Source organism: Acinetobacter sp. CY17 (genome assembly GCF_059515825.1).
Window position 1 is genome coordinate 68,181 of sequence record NZ_JCAKMX010000006.1, and the last position, 16,477, is coordinate 84,657.

The 16,477-nt window shown below is 42.5% G+C and carries 13 protein-coding genes and 1 pseudogene; 7 read left to right on the top strand and 7 right to left on the bottom strand.

Annotation, left to right across the window (positions count from 1 at the left end; genetic code table 11):
• Window position 1 precedes the first annotated feature (1 nt).
• The 7 genes and pseudogenes from AC5YCI_RS06170 (at window position 2) to AC5YCI_RS06200 (ending at window position 9,951) form a co-directional block, all read left to right on the top strand.
• Entirely contained in the window at window positions 2-1,534 is a 1,533-nt protein-coding gene (locus AC5YCI_RS06170) for a pyridoxal phosphate-dependent decarboxylase family protein (RefSeq protein WP_496128571.1), read from the top strand.
• A gap of 326 nt (window positions 1,535-1,860) precedes the next feature.
• Window positions 1,861-2,883: a substrate-binding domain-containing protein gene (locus AC5YCI_RS06175; protein WP_496128569.1), complete on the top strand. Its 1,023-nt coding sequence runs from the start codon at window positions 1,861-1,863 to the stop codon at window positions 2,881-2,883.
• Window positions 2,884-2,974: 91 nt separating this feature from the next.
• Entirely contained in the window at window positions 2,975-4,354 is a 1,380-nt protein-coding gene (pstC, locus tag AC5YCI_RS06180; RefSeq protein ID WP_496128568.1) for a phosphate ABC transporter permease subunit PstC, read from the top strand.
• On the top strand, window positions 4,351-5,742 hold the full coding sequence (gene pstA, locus AC5YCI_RS06185) for a phosphate ABC transporter permease PstA (protein WP_496128567.1): 1,392 nt from the start codon (window positions 4,351-4,353) through the stop codon (window positions 5,740-5,742). The genes pstC and pstA overlap by 4 nt, the downstream gene beginning before the upstream one ends.
• Before the next feature lie 126 nt (window positions 5,743-5,868).
• Window positions 5,869-6,627, top strand: a pseudogene (pstB, locus tag AC5YCI_RS06190) (phosphate ABC transporter ATP-binding protein PstB); the annotation flags it as partial.
• Window positions 6,628-6,739: 112 nt separating this feature from the next.
• A complete protein-coding gene (gene sohB, locus AC5YCI_RS06195) occupies window positions 6,740-7,702 on the top strand; it encodes a protease SohB (protein ID WP_496128566.1) in 963 nt (320 codons plus the stop codon).
• Window positions 7,703-7,824: 122 nt separating this feature from the next.
• Complete coding sequence (locus AC5YCI_RS06200) at window positions 7,825-9,951, top strand: Ig-like domain-containing protein (RefSeq protein WP_496128565.1); 2,127 nt, start codon at window positions 7,825-7,827, stop codon at window positions 9,949-9,951.
• A 47-nt stretch (window positions 9,952-9,998) separates the two neighbouring features.
• Here the strand turns inward: AC5YCI_RS06200 and purB are convergent, their stop codons facing one another.
• The 7 genes from purB to AC5YCI_RS06235 form a co-directional block, all read right to left on the bottom strand.
• Complete coding sequence (gene purB, locus AC5YCI_RS06205) at window positions 9,999-11,387, bottom strand: adenylosuccinate lyase (protein WP_496128564.1); 1,389 nt, start codon at window positions 11,385-11,387, stop codon at window positions 9,999-10,001.
• Window positions 11,388-11,437: 50 nt separating this feature from the next.
• Window positions 11,438-12,175, bottom strand: a complete 738-nt coding sequence (hflD, locus tag AC5YCI_RS06210) for a high frequency lysogenization protein HflD (protein WP_496128563.1) — start codon at window positions 12,173-12,175, stop codon at window positions 11,438-11,440.
• Between the two features lie 11 nt (window positions 12,176-12,186).
• The gene (gene mnmA, locus AC5YCI_RS06215) at window positions 12,187-13,320 is read right to left on the bottom strand and encodes a tRNA 2-thiouridine(34) synthase MnmA (protein ID WP_496128562.1); all 1,134 of its coding nucleotides are present in this window, start codon (window positions 13,318-13,320) and stop codon (window positions 12,187-12,189) included.
• A gap of 4 nt (window positions 13,321-13,324) precedes the next feature.
• Window positions 13,325-13,810 carry an NUDIX hydrolase gene (locus tag AC5YCI_RS06220; protein WP_496128561.1) on the bottom strand — a complete coding sequence of 162 codons (486 nt, stop codon included), beginning with the start codon at window positions 13,808-13,810 and terminating at the stop codon, window positions 13,325-13,327.
• A gap of 284 nt (window positions 13,811-14,094) precedes the next feature.
• Window positions 14,095-14,634, bottom strand: a complete 540-nt coding sequence (locus AC5YCI_RS06225; RefSeq protein WP_496128560.1) for a gamma carbonic anhydrase family protein — start codon at window positions 14,632-14,634, stop codon at window positions 14,095-14,097.
• Window positions 14,635-14,706: 72 nt separating this feature from the next.
• Window positions 14,707-15,855, bottom strand: coding sequence for a D-alanyl-D-alanine carboxypeptidase PBP5/6 (gene dacC, locus AC5YCI_RS06230; RefSeq protein WP_496128559.1), 1,149 nt, complete (start codon window positions 15,853-15,855; stop codon window positions 14,707-14,709).
• Window positions 15,856-15,972: 117 nt separating this feature from the next.
• Window positions 15,973-16,341 (bottom strand): MCR_0457 family protein, encoded by a 369-nt coding sequence (locus AC5YCI_RS06235; protein ID WP_496128558.1) that lies wholly within the window; start codon window positions 16,339-16,341, stop codon window positions 15,973-15,975.
• Window positions 16,342-16,477 lie beyond the last annotated feature (136 nt).

Sequence of the window (16,477 nt, forward strand, 5' to 3'; positions counted from 1 at the left end):
AATGGTTGATTTTGCAGAACATCGTAAAGCGTTGCTCTGTAATGATGCTGCATCTATTGCTGACTATACGTCGGCAATGGAACAAGCAACTCAAGCAGTTGCAGCATGGTTACAAGACGACAAAATGTACACGGGCGGTAGCATCAAAGAGCTACGTAGCGCGATTGCATTTAATCCTTCTAAAGAAGGCTTAGGTGTACAAAAGTCTCTTGATCGTATGGTTGAGCTTTTCTTAAATAAAAGCTTAAAAGTACATCACCCACACTCACTCGCGCATTTGCATTGTCCTACGATGGTAACAAGCCAAATCGCGGAAGTGCTGATTAACGCAACCAACCAATCTATGGACTCATGGGATCAAAGCCCAGCGGGTTCTTTGATGGAAGTTCAGCTGATTGACTGGCTACGTCAAAAAGTGGGTTATGGTGCAGGCCAAGCTGGTGTGTTCACTTCTGGCGGTACCCAGTCTAACCTGATGGGTGTGCTTCTTGCACGTGATGCATGTATCGCAAAAAACTGGAAAGACGAAAACGGCAATCCGTGGTCTGTTCAGCGTGATGGCGTGCCAGCGGAAGCAATGCGTAATGTTAAAGTCATCTGTTCTGAAAATGCGCATTTCTCTGTGCAAAAGAACATGGCGATGATGGGGATGGGCTTCCAATCGGTAGTGACTGTTCCTGTTGATGAAAACGCACGTATGGACATGGACGCACTTGAGAAAACCATGGCTCACCTTCAAGCAGAAGGCAAGATCGTGGCGTGTGTGGTTGCAACTGCGGGTACTACTGATGCTGGTGCGATTGATCCATTGCATAAAGTACGTGAAATCACCAACAAATATGGCGCGTGGATGCACATCGACGCAGCCTGGGGTGGTGCTTTAATTCTGTCGAATGATCACCGTGATATGTTGGCTGGAATCGAATTATCGGATTCGGTAACACTTGATTTCCATAAGCATTACTTCCAAACCATTTCTTGTGGCGCATTCTTGCTCAAAGATGAAGCGAACTATCGTTTCATGCATTATGAAGCAGAGTACTTAAACTCAGCGTATGATGAAGAGCATGGCGTACCTAACTTAGTGTCTAAGTCATTACAAACCACACGTCGTTTTGATGCGTTAAAATTGTGGATGACTGTTGAAGCATTGGGCGAAGAGCTTTATGGTTCAATGATCGACCACGGTGTGACTTTAACACGTGAAGTTGCAGATTATATTACTGCAACTGATGGTTTAGAAATGCTGGTAGATCCACAGTTTGCATCGGTATTATTCCGTGTAATTCCTGAGGGTTACCCAACAGAATTACTTGATACCTTAAACCAGAACGTTGCAGATGAGCTATTTGCTCGTGGTGAAGCCAATATTGGTGTGACTAAAGTTGGTCAAGTTCAATCGCTGAAAATGACGACTTTAAGCCCTGTTGCAACTTTAGACAACGTGAAAAACTTGCTTGCACTTGTGCTTAGCGAAGCTGATCGTATCAAAGGCCCAATCGCAGATGGCACTTATACACCACCAATTGACTAAATCTTAAGATTGAAGCAATGAAAAAAAGCACCCCGTGGGGTGCTTTTTTTATGTCACAAGCTAAGTTGAAGTCATATATTTATTTCATATTTTTAAAGAGATAAGGGGTTAAATTTGCTAAGATAAATATATAAGATATTGTAAATAAAGATAAATTATCTAAAATTTTAAATATTAAAGCATAACGCTGAAAGTTAAATATCATCAAAGCGTCATCTACTTGTCACTTATCTGTCATATTTTAAAATCAAAATGCTTCTATCGAAAAAAGTACACAACTTAACAATTCTAGTGCTGTACTTTCGGGCTAATCAAGAGAGATGAGAATGCGCTTAACTCACATTGCTATCGCACTGGCAGCAGGTACTTTGGCAGCAACGACTGCCAATGCAGCACGAGACACAATTCAAATTGCTGGTTCTTCAACAGTTTTGCCATATTCAAGTATTGTGGCAGAAGAGTTTGGACATACCTTTCCCCAGTTTAAAGCCCCTGTAGTGGGTTCTGGTGGTTCATCAGGTGGTTTAAAGCAATTTTGTAATGGTGTTGGTGACAATACTATTGATATTGCGAACTCATCGCGCAAAATTAAAGACACTGAGCTTGCGAGCTGTAAACAAGCTGGTGTAAATCAAGTTTTAGAAATTAAAATTGGTTATGACGGCATTGTCTTTGCCTCAAATTCTAAAAAAAGTGAATATAAATTAAAGCCTTATCATGTGTTTGCTGCACTAGCTGCTGAGTTGCCATCTAAAGGTAAGATGGTGGCGAACCCGTATACACATTGGAACCAAATTGATAAAACTTTACCAAATGAACCGATTACCTTGGTAATTCCGGCATCGAATCATGGTACGCGTGAAGTGTTCCAAGAAAAGATGGTTGATGCAGGCTGTAACGCCTATGCTGCAATCAAGTCTTTAGACAAAGATGCACATAAAAAAGCGTGTACGACCTTCCGTAAAGATGGACGTGTGGTTGAGATTTCAGGTGACTATACTGAAACTTTAGCACGTTTAACGACATCACCAAGCGCTGTAGGTGTATTTGGTTTAGGTTTCTATGATCAAAACCGTGACAAGCTACGTGTAGCAACAGTAAATAATGTGGTACCGTCTGAAAAGACCATTTTAAATGGCGCTTATGCAGTATCACGTCCACTTTACTTTTATGTGAAGGGTGAACACTTAAAGTCGATTCAAGGCTTAAGTCAATTTACTGAATACTTCTTAAATGCCAAAGTATCAGGCAAAGGTTCAAAGCTTGAAAAAGCAGGTTTAATTGCTTTGTCGGATGCAGAGCGTGCTCAAATCTTGGCTAACTTTAAAGCTGGTCAAGCAGTGCAATAATTGATATCACAAAACCGCCAAGTCGCCTCAAAGCGTACTTGGCTTTTTTGCAATCTTTTTTCAAGTCATTGAAAAAAATGCTGGAGAAGACATGAATCTGCTGCTTATAGGCGTATTACTAGCTTTGATTGCCATTGCTTATCAAATTGGTTTACGCAAAAGTCGTCATTTAGCAGGTCAAGGCAATAACTCGGCGATGCTACATTCTCGCCCAGGTTATTACGGGGCATTGGTGGCCTTATGGTGTGGTATCCCTGCGATCATCATTTTATTGCTATGGAACCTCATTGAACCGAGTATTTTACGCCATGTGGTGTTAAACAATGTACCTGCTGATATTGCTGCAGGTTTAGATCCAGCAGGCATGAGCGTGTTGATGGATCGCGTACAAGCCATTGCTTCAGGCTTTGGGGTAAGTAATCAAGCGGCAAGTTATGAATTGGCCGCGGCAGCACAACTGGCAAAAATGGCCAGCATTGCCACCTTTGCCAAATGTGCAGTGGTGTTAACTGCGGCAATTGCTGGTTTATTAATCGCTAAAAAACGTTTAAGCCAGCACTACCGTGCCCGTAATCAAGTTGAAAAAGTGGTCAATATTGCACTCGCACTGTGTTCTGGTGTTGCAATCCTAACCACCATTGGCATTGTCATGTCAATGTTCAGCGAAGCGATGCGCTTTTTTAGCTTTGTTAGTCCTTTCGACTTTTTCTTTGGTACTCAGTGGAACCCAGGTTTTAGTACCTCAGGTTCAGCTGATGGTCAATATGGTCTCTTGCCACTGTTATGGGGCACACTGATGGTCAGTGGTATTGCACTATTAGTTGCTGTACCTGTTGGCCTCATGATTGCAATTTATTTAGCCGAATATGCTTCACCACAATTTCGATCTTGGGCCAAACCTGCCATTGAAGTGTTAGCGGGTATCCCAACCATCGTTTATGGTGTGTTTGCTTTAGTGGTGATGGGCCCATTTATTAAAGCTATAGGGGCAAGTATTGGTTTAGAAATTAATGCCACCAGTGCTTTAACCGCAGGTTTTGTAATGGGGATTATGATCATCCCATTTGTCTCATCCCTCTCAGATGACATTATTACCCAAGTGCCGCGTGCACTGCGTGATGGTTCTTTAGGCTTAGGTGCCACCAAATCGGAAACGATTCGTCAAGTGGTATTGCCGGCAGCTTTACCGGGTATTATTGGGGCATTTTTATTGGCAGCCTCACGTGCCATTGGCGAAACCATGATTGTGGTGTTAGCCGCAGGTAATAGCCCATTATTGCATGCCAATCCTTTAGAAGCGATCTCGACCGTTACTATTACCATTGTCAACCAGTTGACTGGCGATACTGATTTTGCCAGCCCACAAGCACTCGTCGCTTTTGCCTTAGGTTTAACTTTATTTGTGATTACCTTAGGTCTCAACATCATTGCACTGTATATCGTGCGTAAATATCGCGAGCAATACGAATGAGTACATCAAATCCATCCACCACTGTGCCTGAGTTTGATGCTAAGGCCGCGGCAGGTGCCCGTGAACAACGTAAGCTTAAAATTGCCAGTTCACTTGCTAAACGCCATCGTAAAGAAAAAATCTTTAAAGCTTCAGGCTTTATGGCGGTCATGGCTGGTCTGTTCTTTGTTGCGTTGCTATTTAGTAGCATTTTAGCCAAAGGTTTGCCTGCATTTTGGCAAACCAGCATGACTTTACCAATCACCTTTGATCGTCAAGTGATTGATGCTGGACCTAAACCAACCGCAGCTGCAGGTGAAACACCGGCACAATATGAGCAGCGTTATATTGCATGGCAAACCCAAATGGGCATGGTGGATTGGGATGCTTTAATCGTCAATGCGATGATTGCTAAAGATCCAAGTTTAACCAATTATCGTGATCAATTGTCGAGTCTGTATACCAGTTCAGAAGCCTATCGCATTCGTGACATGGTGTTTAAAGATCCAAGCTTAATTGGGCAAACCAAAGAGATTAATTTACTGGCTGATGCCAATGTAGATGTTTGGTTGGCTGGTAACATTGATCGTTCATTACCTGATGCGCAGCAACAATTAAGCCCTGAGCTACGCCAATTGGCCGATGATTTAAAAGCCAAAGGTGTGCTTGAGAGCAGCTTTAATACCAACATCTTCTATAGTGCGGACTCACGCAGTTCACCTGCAACCTCAGGTTTAGCAGGTGCCTTTATGGGCTCGCTATTTATGATGTTAATCGTGATTTTTATCTCGATTCCAATTGGTGTGGCATCTGCCATTTATTTAGAAGAATTCGCACCTAAAAATGTTTTGACAGATATTATTGAAGTCAATATTAACAACCTAGCCGCTGTACCTTCTATTGTCTTTGGTTTACTGGGTGCTGCGATCTTTATTGGTTGGATGCATTTGCCGCTGTCAGCGCCATTTGTGGGTGGTTTAGTGTTAAGTTTAATGACCTTGCCTACGGTGATTATTACCACACGTGCTTCATTAAAAGCGGTGCCACCATCGATTCGTCAAGCGGCTTTAGGTCTTGGTGCATCGAAAGTCCAAACCGTATTTCACCATGTCTTACCGCTGGCGCTACCTGGTATCTTAACTGGTGCTATTATTGGTGTTGCACAAGCATTAGGTGAAACAGCACCACTCCTTTTAATTGGTATGAGCGCCTTTGTTGCAAGTGTGCCTGCTACTCCATTTGATCAATCCACCGCATTGCCAGTTCAAATTTTCTTATGGCAAGGCAATGAATTACGTAATTTCTTTGAAGGGCGTACCGCTGCGGCGATCATTGTATTATTGGCCCTGATGCTCAGCCTAAATGCTTTTGCGATCTGGTTACGTAAAAAATTCGAAGTGCGTTGGTAATTGAGGATAAAATTGATGAATACTGTATTGGATAATGTGAATCCTGTGACTGAACAGCAAACGACGTCGCCACACCACGCCTTTCAAGTGCATGCTACACCTGCGACACAAGCAGAACAGGCAGCCAAAAATGTCAAACTCAGTGCATCTGATGTACATGTTTATTATGGCGAAACTGAAGCAATTAAAGGCATTGACTTAAGCATTTATGAAAATGAAGTGATTGCCTTTATTGGCCCATCGGGCTGTGGTAAATCAACCTTTTTACGTACCTTAAACCGTATGAATGATACCATTGATAGTTGCCGTGTGACAGGTAAGGTCATGCTCGACAATCAAGACATTTATGATCCTAATTTGGATGTGGTGTTGTTGCGTGCTCAAGTGGGTATGGTGTTCCAAAAGCCTAACCCGTTTCCAAAGTCGATCTTTGATAACGTCGCCTATGGTCCTAAATTACATGGTTTAGCACGTGATAAATACGATCTAGAAGAAATCGTCGAAAGCAGTCTACGTAAAGCCGGCCTTTGGGATGAAGTCAAAGATCGTCTCAATCAGCCGGGAACAGGCTTATCAGGTGGTCAGCAACAGCGTTTATGTATTGCACGTACTATTGCGGTTTCTCCTGAAGTGATCTTAATGGATGAACCATGTTCGGCACTCGATCCAATTGCGACAGCGAAAGTAGAAGAGTTAATTTCTGAACTCTCTAACCAATATACCATTGCTATTGTAACGCACTCGATGCAACAAGCAGCGCGTGTCTCAGATCGTACGGCTTACTTCCATTTGGGTGATTTAATTGAAGTGAACTCAACTGAAAAAGTCTTTACTCAGCCTGATCATCAGTTAACAGAAGCGTATATCACTGGACGTTTTGGTTAAAAGCTGCGTGATCAAAAAGAGCCTACGGGCTCTTTTTTATTTGTAAAAAACATTGAATTTTGTTTAATTTGACCTCATGTTCTTAAGGAACAAAAAATTATACGAGAGATGTATGCTATTTCATGTACCTAAGGTTCCTGCCGAAATTTCCATTAGCCACTTAAATGCGCGTGTTAATCAACAACGTAAAAAAATTGCGCAAATGACGGCATCTAAATTGGAACTATTACAGTTTAATCAGCAGCTCTCTAAAGAAGCGCGTGCGCGTAAAAAGAACAATGAAAAAGTCTATGTCCTTGATTTTAGTGGTGACACAGCAGCCTCAGCAGTAGAAAGTTTACGTGAAGAAATTACCTTAATTTTAGCGACAGCAGAAGCTGGACGTGATCGCGTGGTATTGCGTTTAGAAAGCCCAGGCGGAATGGTGCATGGTTATGGTTTAGCAGCAGCACAATTGGTGCGTTTACGTGAAGCAGGTTTTCATTTGACCATTTGCGTAGATAAAGTCGCGGCCAGTGGTGGTTATATGATGGCCTGTATTGCCAATCAAATTATCTCTGCACCGTTTGCGGTGGTGGGTTCGATTGGGGTCGTCGCACAAGTGCCGAACTTTAACCGGTTACTCAAAGAGCACAATATTGATTTTGAACTGTATACCGCAGGCGAGTATAAACGTACTGTCACCATGTTTGGCGAAAACACGCAAGAGGGTAAAGCTAAATTTGAACAAGAGTTACAACAAACGCATGCTCTGTTTAAACACTTTGTTGAGAAGTATCGTAATCAGCTCAATGTAGAACAGGTAGCAACTGGTGAACATTGGTATGGGCAGGATGCTTTAGATTTAAAATTGGTGGATGAATTAAAAACCTCTGATGAATATTTACTCAGCTTACTCGATCAACATGATGTGTATTGTATTCATACCCGTAAAAAACCAACCCTAGGGGAAAAGCTGGGCTTGCAAGCAGCACAGATGGCTCAAGGTTTGGTGCCAAGTGTGGTCAACAAGGTACTAGAGACCTTATCTCAAGCGAATAGTCATTTGGTTCAGCTGCGTGATCCTAAGCTTTAAAGCCTCGATACATAAAAAAACCAGCATGTTGCTGGTTTTTTTGTTTTAAGCGTTGTCGGGTTTTTAGGCTTTTGTTAAGTTAGAGCCTTTAGCATGATGCTATTGAAAATTTTGAGGACTCTATGGCGATTATCGTCGTTTTAAATAAAGAAAACTTAGCCACCTTACATAATACTGATACTCAATTGGTGGCACTGAATCAAGCATCCATCATCCAAATTAGTCATAGCCGCGATGATATTGCCAGTATTGTACGTGCAGGCAACAAACTGATTGTGACTTTAAATAATGGCGAAAAAATTACCCTTGAGCAGTTCTTTCATGCTGATGGCTCAACGCCACACAGCCTAGTATTCCCTAATCAAGATGGACAATTTGATCTGGTTGAATTTGATGGCAAAGGAAAAGTGATTCAGTATAACCCGATTCAACATTTAACCGAATTGGCCAGCAGTCAAACGTGGGTGAATACTCAACCCACCACGGTTGTGGCTGAAGAGCCCGTGGCCAATCCAGCATGGTATGAAAAATCGTGGGTCAAACCTGCCTTGGTGGTACTGGGTATTGAAGCAATCTACTTAACTGCATTTAAAAATGATGATGACAGTGATCGACCTAAAGATATTACCGCGCCTGCCACCCCAACAGCGACAATTGATGCTGCAGGAAAAGTCATTAGCGGTAAAACCGAAGCCAAAGCCAAAGTTTATGTGGTAGATCTACAAAATAATATTATTGGTGAAGCCACTGCCGATGCCAATGGCAACTACAGTATTCAATTAAAACGTGATGTCACCGATGGTGAACGCGTTGGTATTTATGCTAAAGATGCTGCCGGCAATCAATCCAGTCTTGTGGCTGTGACTGGCAGCAAAGACACCATTGCACCCAAAGCACCAGAAGCCCAATTTAATGAGGCAGGTAGTATCGTGTCGGGACGTGCTGAGGCTGGCAGTAAAGTCAATCTTTACACTGCGGATGGAAAGACTTTATTGGCAGGTCCAGTCACCGCTGGCTCAGATGGGTCATTCTCTTTAAGCATAACGCCAGCTTTAGCAAAAGATACGCAGGCGAAAGTCATTGCCCAAGATGCAGCGGGTAATCAATCACCACAAAGTACTGTGATTGTGGGACAAGATACTTTAGCACCGGCTGTAGCAAAGCTTGAAGTGAATAGCGTAGGTAACCAAGTGAAAGGCTATGCAGAAGCCAATAGCCGCATTGAGATTCATAATGACAAAGGCCAAGTGCTGGCGAGTACGAGTGCCAATAGTCAAGGCTATTTTGAGCTCAATCTTAATCCAGCCCTAACTGATCAAAGCAGCACGACGCTTGTGGTCAAAGACGCTGCTGGCAATGGCAGTGATGCTATTACTTTGAAACCAAGCCTTGATACCTTAGCGCCTGAAGCAGTAAAAGCCAGTATTAACGCAGAAGGTACAATCGTGACAGGTACTGCAGAGCCAAACAGCAAAATTAAAATTACCATCGTCAGTAATGGCCAAGAAACTACAATCGGTTCAGCGCAAGCCGACAGTGAAGGTAAATTTAGTATTACGCTCAATACTCCATTGCTGAATAATAGTAGCGCCAATGTCTATGCAACTGATGCTGCCAATAATCAGTCACTTGCCACGCAAGTGATTGGCCGCAAAGATACCATTGCACCGGCCAAGGTAAGTTTAACTACCTTAATTGTGGCAGATGATATAGGGGAGCAAAAAGGTAATATCAGCCAAAATACGCAAACTGACGATGCACGTCCACAGTTTAGCGGACGCGGTGAAGCCAATGCCACTTTAACCATTTATGATCATGGTATTGCCATTACCACAGTCAAAGTAAAAACGGATGGCACATGGACCTATACCCCTGATTTCGATCTAAGTTTAGGTGCACATAGCTTTACTTTTAGTCAGATGGATGCCAGTGGCAACACCAGTGCCATGAGTGATACTTTTAAATTTAGCGTGATTGAAGTAGCCGTGCCTGAGGTTGAGGAAACTGAAGAGGACACAGTCAGTGTCAGCTTGGCGATAGATGAAAGTTTGGCTTTTAATACAGCCCATACACTGGCGCAAGGCTTGCTTTTAGATGAAAACCAGAATGATACGGTTGAACCGATTCTAGCAGCCTTATTGGGTGAGCAAACAGCTGTGATGACAGCTGAAGTAGCGATTGAGCCTGTGCTGATCAGCACAACATGGCAACAAGATGACAGTTTGTTACAAGCGCAAAGTTATATTTGACACATCAAAAAAGCGGCGTTTAAACGCCGCTTTTTTAAGATCATAGATTAAATTTTAGCAATTAAAGCTTGAATTTGTTTGGCTTGATCCGCTGCATTACCGGTATAGGTTGCAGGTGTCATTTCGGCTAAACGGGCACGATCTTCAGCAGGAACTGCTTGTAATTCATCGCCGTTTACAAAGCTCACCATCATGTCACGTGTCATTGCTTGACCACGCGTCAGCGCTTTTAGTTTCTCGTATGGTTTTTCAACTGCATAACGACGCATTACAGTTTGAATTGGTTCAGCCAATACTTCTTGAGCATTATCTAGATCTTCTAAAATACGGTCAGCATTGAGTTCAAGTTTAGCAATACCTTTAGAGCAAGCTTCAAACGCGATTAAGCTTTGTGCAAAACCAACACCCATGTTACGAAGAACAGTTGAGTCGGTTAAGTCACGCTGCCAGCGCGATACAGGAAGTTTCTCACCAAGGTGCGCAAGCACTGCATTGGCAATACCTAAGTTACCTTCAGAGTTTTCAAAGTCAATTGGATTGACTTTATGCGGCATAGTAGACGAACCGACTTCGCCTTCTTTTAAACGTTGTTTGAAGAAGCCTAAAGAGATGTAGCCCCAAACGTCACGGTTAAAGTCGATTAAGATAGTATTAAAACGACGTAACGCGTCAAAAAGTTCCGCCATGTAGTCATGTGGCTCAATTTGCGTGGTGTACGGGTTAAATTCTAAACCTAAAGACTCTACAAATGCTTGCGAATGTGCAGGCCAGTTGATGTCTGGGTAAGCAGAATAGTGTGCGTTGTAGTTACCAACAGCACCATTAATTTTGCCTAGAAGTTCAACATTTTTAAATTGTTTGATTTGACGTGCAAGACGGTAAGCCACGTTCGCCATTTCTTTACCCAATGTGGTTGGGCTTGCTGTTTGACCATGGGTGCGTGACAACATCGGTTGTTCTGCATGTTTTTCAGCAAGTTCAACAATCGCATCAATGATTTGTTGCATCGCTGCAAGCAATACTTCACGACCATTTTTAAGCATTAAGGCGTGAGACAAGTTGTTGATGTCTTCAGAAGTACATGCAAAGTGAATGAATTCACCCGCATTCTTTAACTCTTCAATATCAGCGATTTGTTCTTTTAAGAAATATTCAACCGCTTTCACATCGTGGTTAGTGGTACGTTCAATTTCTTTAATGCGGTTGGCATTCTCTTCTGAGAAATTTGCCACGATTGCATCCAGTGCAGCATTTGTTTCGTTAGAAAACGCTGGAACTTCCGTAATTTCTGGACGGTTCGCAAGCGCTTGTAACCAACGCACTTCAACAGTCACACGAGCATGGATTAAACCAAACTCAGAAAGAAAAGGACGTAGAGCATCACATTTGCTCGCATAGCGTCCATCTAATGGAGAAAGTGCAGTTAAAGCGTTCATAGCAATTCCTTAAACTTTGGAATGAAACGTAAAAAATTCTGACATAAACATCACGTCGCCACCTGATATTGTAGGCGGGCGAGATCTTGAATATCGCGTACAAGCTTGCGCTTGCCAAAGAACACAAAATCCCATGAGCTGCCACCTAATTCGCGCCATAAATGTGCCATTTGTAAACCGGTAAATAATGAGGCACGAATACGGTTGGTATGTGCTGCATCTTTAAAGGCTTCGGCATTACCGCGCACCATAATGCGTGGATTAATGGAGCCTGCGGTTTCGACATAGGTTTGGGCAAGATTGGCAATAATGCTGGGATGGGAATAATTATGATCAAAGAAGGACAGCTGTTTTAATATTTTTTGCTGAGACTGGGCAATGGTGTGAACAAATTCAGGGTTGGCGTAGACTTTCTTCTCTAAATGCAACAAGGCCATTGCATAGCTCATTGGCAATTTAGTGTTGGCCAATTTAGGGAGTCTAGATTTAGGTGCGCTGCTAAAAGGTTGAGTTAAACAATTTTCAAAAGATTTCAGTCCCAAGGAGACATCGGCCAATTGATGAAAAAAATCTAAGGTCTGTTGGCTATTGCCTTGGCTTGGTCGAATATTGAGGCTGGCTTTAATTAACTGTTCGAAATAAAACAAACCACTTTCGCCCATACTCTGTCGACCGCCTAAGGCGGTCATATGTGTCAGCTGCGTGGCTTGAAATACCCCCGCCAAAGCCAAGGCACGATTTTGCCGTGGCGTTAACGTGGTCGACTGCTGAAAAGGAAAGCCAGCCATCTCAATATCCTTTATACAAATGCAGGCGTTGGTGCATTGGTGTGGTGAATCACACCACCCCCTAAGCATTCTTCACCTAAGTAAAATACCACGCTTTGTCCTGGGGTTACGGCACGTTGAGGTTCATCAAATTCAACCCGTACGCCCTCGGCAAAGTTTTCATCCTTAAATACCGTGCAATCTTGGTCAGGTTGACGATAACGGGTTTTGGCCGTGCAACGTAAACCCGTAGCAGGGATGTCTTGTTCGCCTGCCACCCAATCAATCGCTTGTGACCATAACATGGTGCTTTGCATCAGTGGATGCTCATGACCTTGACCCACCACTAAACGATTACCCGGAATATCTTTATATAAAACAAACCAAGCACCTTCAGCTGCACCTTTCAAGCCGCCAATACCAATACCACCACGTTGACCTAAGGTGTAGTACATCAAGCCGTGATGTTCGCCAATTTCAGTACCGTCTTCTAAGACAATTTTACCCGGCTGTGCAGGGAGATATTGTTGTAAGAAGTCATTAAAACGACGTTCACCAATAAAGCAAATACCGGTTGAATCTTTTTTCTTGGCAGTGACTAAATCGAGTTCTTCAGCGATTTTGCGCACTTGTGGCTTTTCAATTTCCCCCACAGGAAACAAAGTCTTATTAATTTCACGACCATGTACCGCATGTAAGAAATAGGTTTGATCTTTGTTTTGATCGACACCACGTAATAGCGGTGCATATTGTTCACCACGTGAATTGGTACGGGTTTCACCACGGCGGCAATAGTGACCTGTGGCAATAAAGTCTGCGCCTAAGTGAATAGCATGATCTAAAAAGGCACGGAATTTAATTTCTTTATTACATAAAATATCGGGATTTGGGGTGCGACCTGCGGCATATTCTGCTAGGAAATGCTCAAAGACACGATCCCAATATTCCATAGCAAAATTGGCTGTATGTAATTTAATCCCAATTTTGTCGCAAACGGCTTGTGCGTCGGCAAGATCGTCCATGGCCGTGCAATATTCCGTACCATCATCTTCTTCCCAGTTCTTCATGAACAAGCCTTCAACTTGATAACCTTGTTGAAGTAGAAGGGCAGCAGACACAGAGGAGTCTACACCACCAGACATACCGACGATGACACGTTGTTGCATAGGATTAGGCATCCAAATTTGAAATTAAGGGAGAGTTTTGGTGCTCATAAAGGAGCGATAAAGGATACGACTTGCCGGCTTTTGCATCTTGTACAGCTTTAATCACCAATGGACTACGGGCACGTGCAGTCTCTTGGAGTTCATCTAAGCTCATCCATACTGCACCAACAATGCCTGTATCGAGTTTGGCATCAGGAAAATGCTCAAGCACTTTGCCTAAAAAGCAAAAGCGATAATAGGTACGATCAGGGAACAGCGGTGGGGTATAGGTGTAGATGCCAAGCAGTGATTCAATACTCACGCGATAGCCAGTTTCTTCCAAGGTTTCACGAATAGCGGCGTCCATAATGGTTTCGCCTGCTTCAACGTGGCCTGCGGGTTGGTTAAATACGGTATGTGTCACGCCTTCTGTATGTTCTTCAACAAACAGGAACTTTCCGTCTTGTTCAACAACGGTGGCAACAGTCACATGCGCAGTCCAAGCAGTCATCGCAAAGCACCATGGAATAAAAGCCATATTCTACGCAATTTCTCATAGCTTGGCTATGCTCAGACAAGATTTGTTGTCTAGATGGGTAAATTTTAACGTAAAAAGTTAAAAATAAGTTGCTGTTAAATATTAACTAAATTAAATAAATATATTTTTAATCTATAAAAACAGCAGTCTAATGTTGCTTTTTCTCAACTATGCTGAGCATCTAGAGGTTGCTAAAAGGTTGATAAACTCAGATTTGCTGGCAAAACTGAGCCCTATAGGCCCAGCTTTTAGGTGATTTAAGCTTGTTCGATATAATGGCGTGATACCTTGACATAATTTTGTGCCGAATATGGTAAAAAATTACGTTCTTTTTCAGTTAAAGCGCGTACTTGTTTGACTGGACTACCTACATACAAATAACCGCTTTCGAGTCGTTTACCCGGTGGTACTAAGGAGCCTGCGCCAATCATCACATCATCTTCAATGATCACGTCATCTAACACCACTGTATTAATGCCAATTAAAACCCGATTGCCAATTGTGCAGCCATGTAAAGTCACATGATGACCAATCGTGACATCCTCACCAATAATCAGGGGGGAACCTTCAGGTTTATCTGCTTTTTTATGGCTGACGTGCAGCATCGCATGGTCTTGAACATTGGAATTTTTGCCAATTCGAATATGATTGACATCACCACGGATACAGGCAAATGGCCACACAGAAACATTCTCAGCCAATTCGACATCTCCAATCACAACAGACATGGCATCGATGTAACAGCTTGGAGCAAGCACAGGCTGAGTATTTAAATAAGGATGTATATTTTTAGACATATTTTTCTCACGATTATTTTAAGGCTAAAAAAAGCACGCTCGAAAGCATGCTTTTTAAAAGATATTAATCAATTAAAACAAGTTGCTAAAGAACTGTTTAATGTGATCTAACATACGTGCAAAGAAGCCTGCTTCTTCAACGTCTTTTAATGCCACAAGTGGCTTTTCTGCAATGACTTTGCCATCTAAAGAGGCAACGTATTTACCGACTACTTGACCTTTGGTTAAAGGTGCTGTGAGTTTAGGTTGGACCACAAGCTGAGTTTTAATCGCATTGGCCTGACCTTTAGGCATGGTAACGTTAAAGTTTTCAGCTAAACCAATTTCAGCTTCAGCACTCTTACCATACCAAACTTTAGCTTTGGCTAAGACTTGGTTGGCAGGTTGTACTTTGACGGTTTCAAAGTTGGCATAGCCCCATGCCAATAAGTTACGGGTTTGTGAGGCACGTTCCTGCATGGTCGGTGCACCAAAAATCACTGAAATTAAACGCATTGGGCCACGTTTAGCTGAGGTGGTTAAGCAGTAACCTGCTTCTTCGGTATGACCAGTTTTTAAACCATCCACACTTGGGTCAGTATAAAGTAGGGCGTTACGGTTACCTTGTTTGATCCCATTAAAGCTAAACTCTTTTTCTGAATAAATTGGATAGTATTTCGAGCTGTCATGGATAATATGTTGCGCAAGCGTCGCCATATCTTTGGCAGTCGAATAATGTCCATCTGCTGGCATACCAGTTGAGTTTACAAACTGGGTATTGCTCATACCGATACGTTTGGCTTCTTCATTCATCATATGAACGAAGGTGCCTTCATTACCAGCAATATGTTCTGCCATGGCTTTTGATGCGTCATTACCCGATTGCACAATAATGCCGCGCAGCATTTCCAAAACTGTTGCTGTACCGTTTAAAGGCACATACATACACGATTCTGTACTGCTACCACGGCACCAAGCCGATTCATTCATACGAACTTTTTCGTCTTCCGTGAGTTCGCCTTTTAATAACTTTTGTTCAATGATGAAGCTGGTCATCATTTTGGTCATTGATGCTGGTGCTAATTTTTCATTTTCATTTTTTGAAGCAAGGATTTGACCTGTTTCATAGTCCATCAAAACATAAGATTTGTTATTGAGTTCTGGTGGTGCTGATAACACAGTTGCTGCATAAGAAAAACTAGGCAAGAGCAAGAATGCAGCAAGGGCACTTTTACGGGTCATTCTAGATGGTTCCAATATCTTGAGGTAAGCACAATGAGCCTAGCATTCTAGGACAAAGTTCTAACAACTGCTATGGGGGAAGAGCCCTGATTCTCAAGATATTGTAAGCATTTTGTGTTATTTGTGATAAGTCGTCAGTTCTTGACAGATTTCGCGGTTTTTCACAGTGCCCGCTTGTTTGGCATCTTGTTGGGCTTCGAGCAAAATCGGTGCAGATTGCGTTTGTTGAGCAAAATGTTTTAAGGCGACTAGGGGTTGCTTAAGCTCAGGTAAATAGGACTGCACAAAGTTTTGATAGCCTTGCTCAAAGGCCGAGGGATTATCGACCAAGTTTGGGCAGATTTCAGATAATACAAAGAGGGCAGCTAATTCTTCTTCAGTGACATACTGGGTTGGAGTAACTTCGTGATTAGTGTCTTGAGCAATGGCCACAGGACTAGATACAGCAAAAACAGCGGTTAAACACAGCGCCAAATAACGCACCATCATTCTCCTTAATACATTTAAATACAGTGAGCTGAAATAGCAGACAAAAAACATGCTTGTTTTTTGTGCTTTTTAGCTTAAATTTTGCGAAAAAGTAAATATAACTTGCCAATAAAATGTGCAAAAGACAGCAAAA

Coding starts and splice junctions, on each gene's coding strand:
- AC5YCI_RS06170 (WP_496128571.1), top strand. CDS start 2: ATGGTTGATTTTGCAGAACATCGTAAAGCGTTGCTCTGTAATGATGCT.
- pstC (WP_496128568.1), top strand. CDS start 2,975: ATGAATCTGCTGCTTATAGGCGTATTACTAGCTTTGATTGCCATTGCT.
- AC5YCI_RS06200 (WP_496128565.1), top strand. CDS start 7,825: ATGGCGATTATCGTCGTTTTAAATAAAGAAAACTTAGCCACCTTACAT.
- AC5YCI_RS06220 (WP_496128561.1), bottom strand. CDS start 13,810: ATGACTGCTTGGACTGCGCATGTGACTGTTGCCACCGTTGTTGAACAA.
- hflD (WP_496128563.1), bottom strand. CDS start 12,175: ATGGCTGGCTTTCCTTTTCAGCAGTCGACCACGTTAACGCCACGGCAA.
- sohB (WP_496128566.1), top strand. CDS start 6,740: ATGCTATTTCATGTACCTAAGGTTCCTGCCGAAATTTCCATTAGCCAC.
- dacC (WP_496128559.1), bottom strand. CDS start 15,855: ATGACCCGTAAAAGTGCCCTTGCTGCATTCTTGCTCTTGCCTAGTTTT.
- pstA (WP_496128567.1), top strand. CDS start 4,351: ATGAGTACATCAAATCCATCCACCACTGTGCCTGAGTTTGATGCTAAG.
- AC5YCI_RS06175 (WP_496128569.1), top strand. CDS start 1,861: ATGCGCTTAACTCACATTGCTATCGCACTGGCAGCAGGTACTTTGGCA.
- AC5YCI_RS06235 (WP_496128558.1), bottom strand. CDS start 16,341: ATGGTGCGTTATTTGGCGCTGTGTTTAACCGCTGTTTTTGCTGTATCT.
- AC5YCI_RS06225 (WP_496128560.1), bottom strand. CDS start 14,634: ATGTCTAAAAATATACATCCTTATTTAAATACTCAGCCTGTGCTTGCT.
- purB (WP_496128564.1), bottom strand. CDS start 11,387: ATGAACGCTTTAACTGCACTTTCTCCATTAGATGGACGCTATGCGAGC.
- mnmA (WP_496128562.1), bottom strand. CDS start 13,320: ATGCAACAACGTGTCATCGTCGGTATGTCTGGTGGTGTAGACTCCTCT.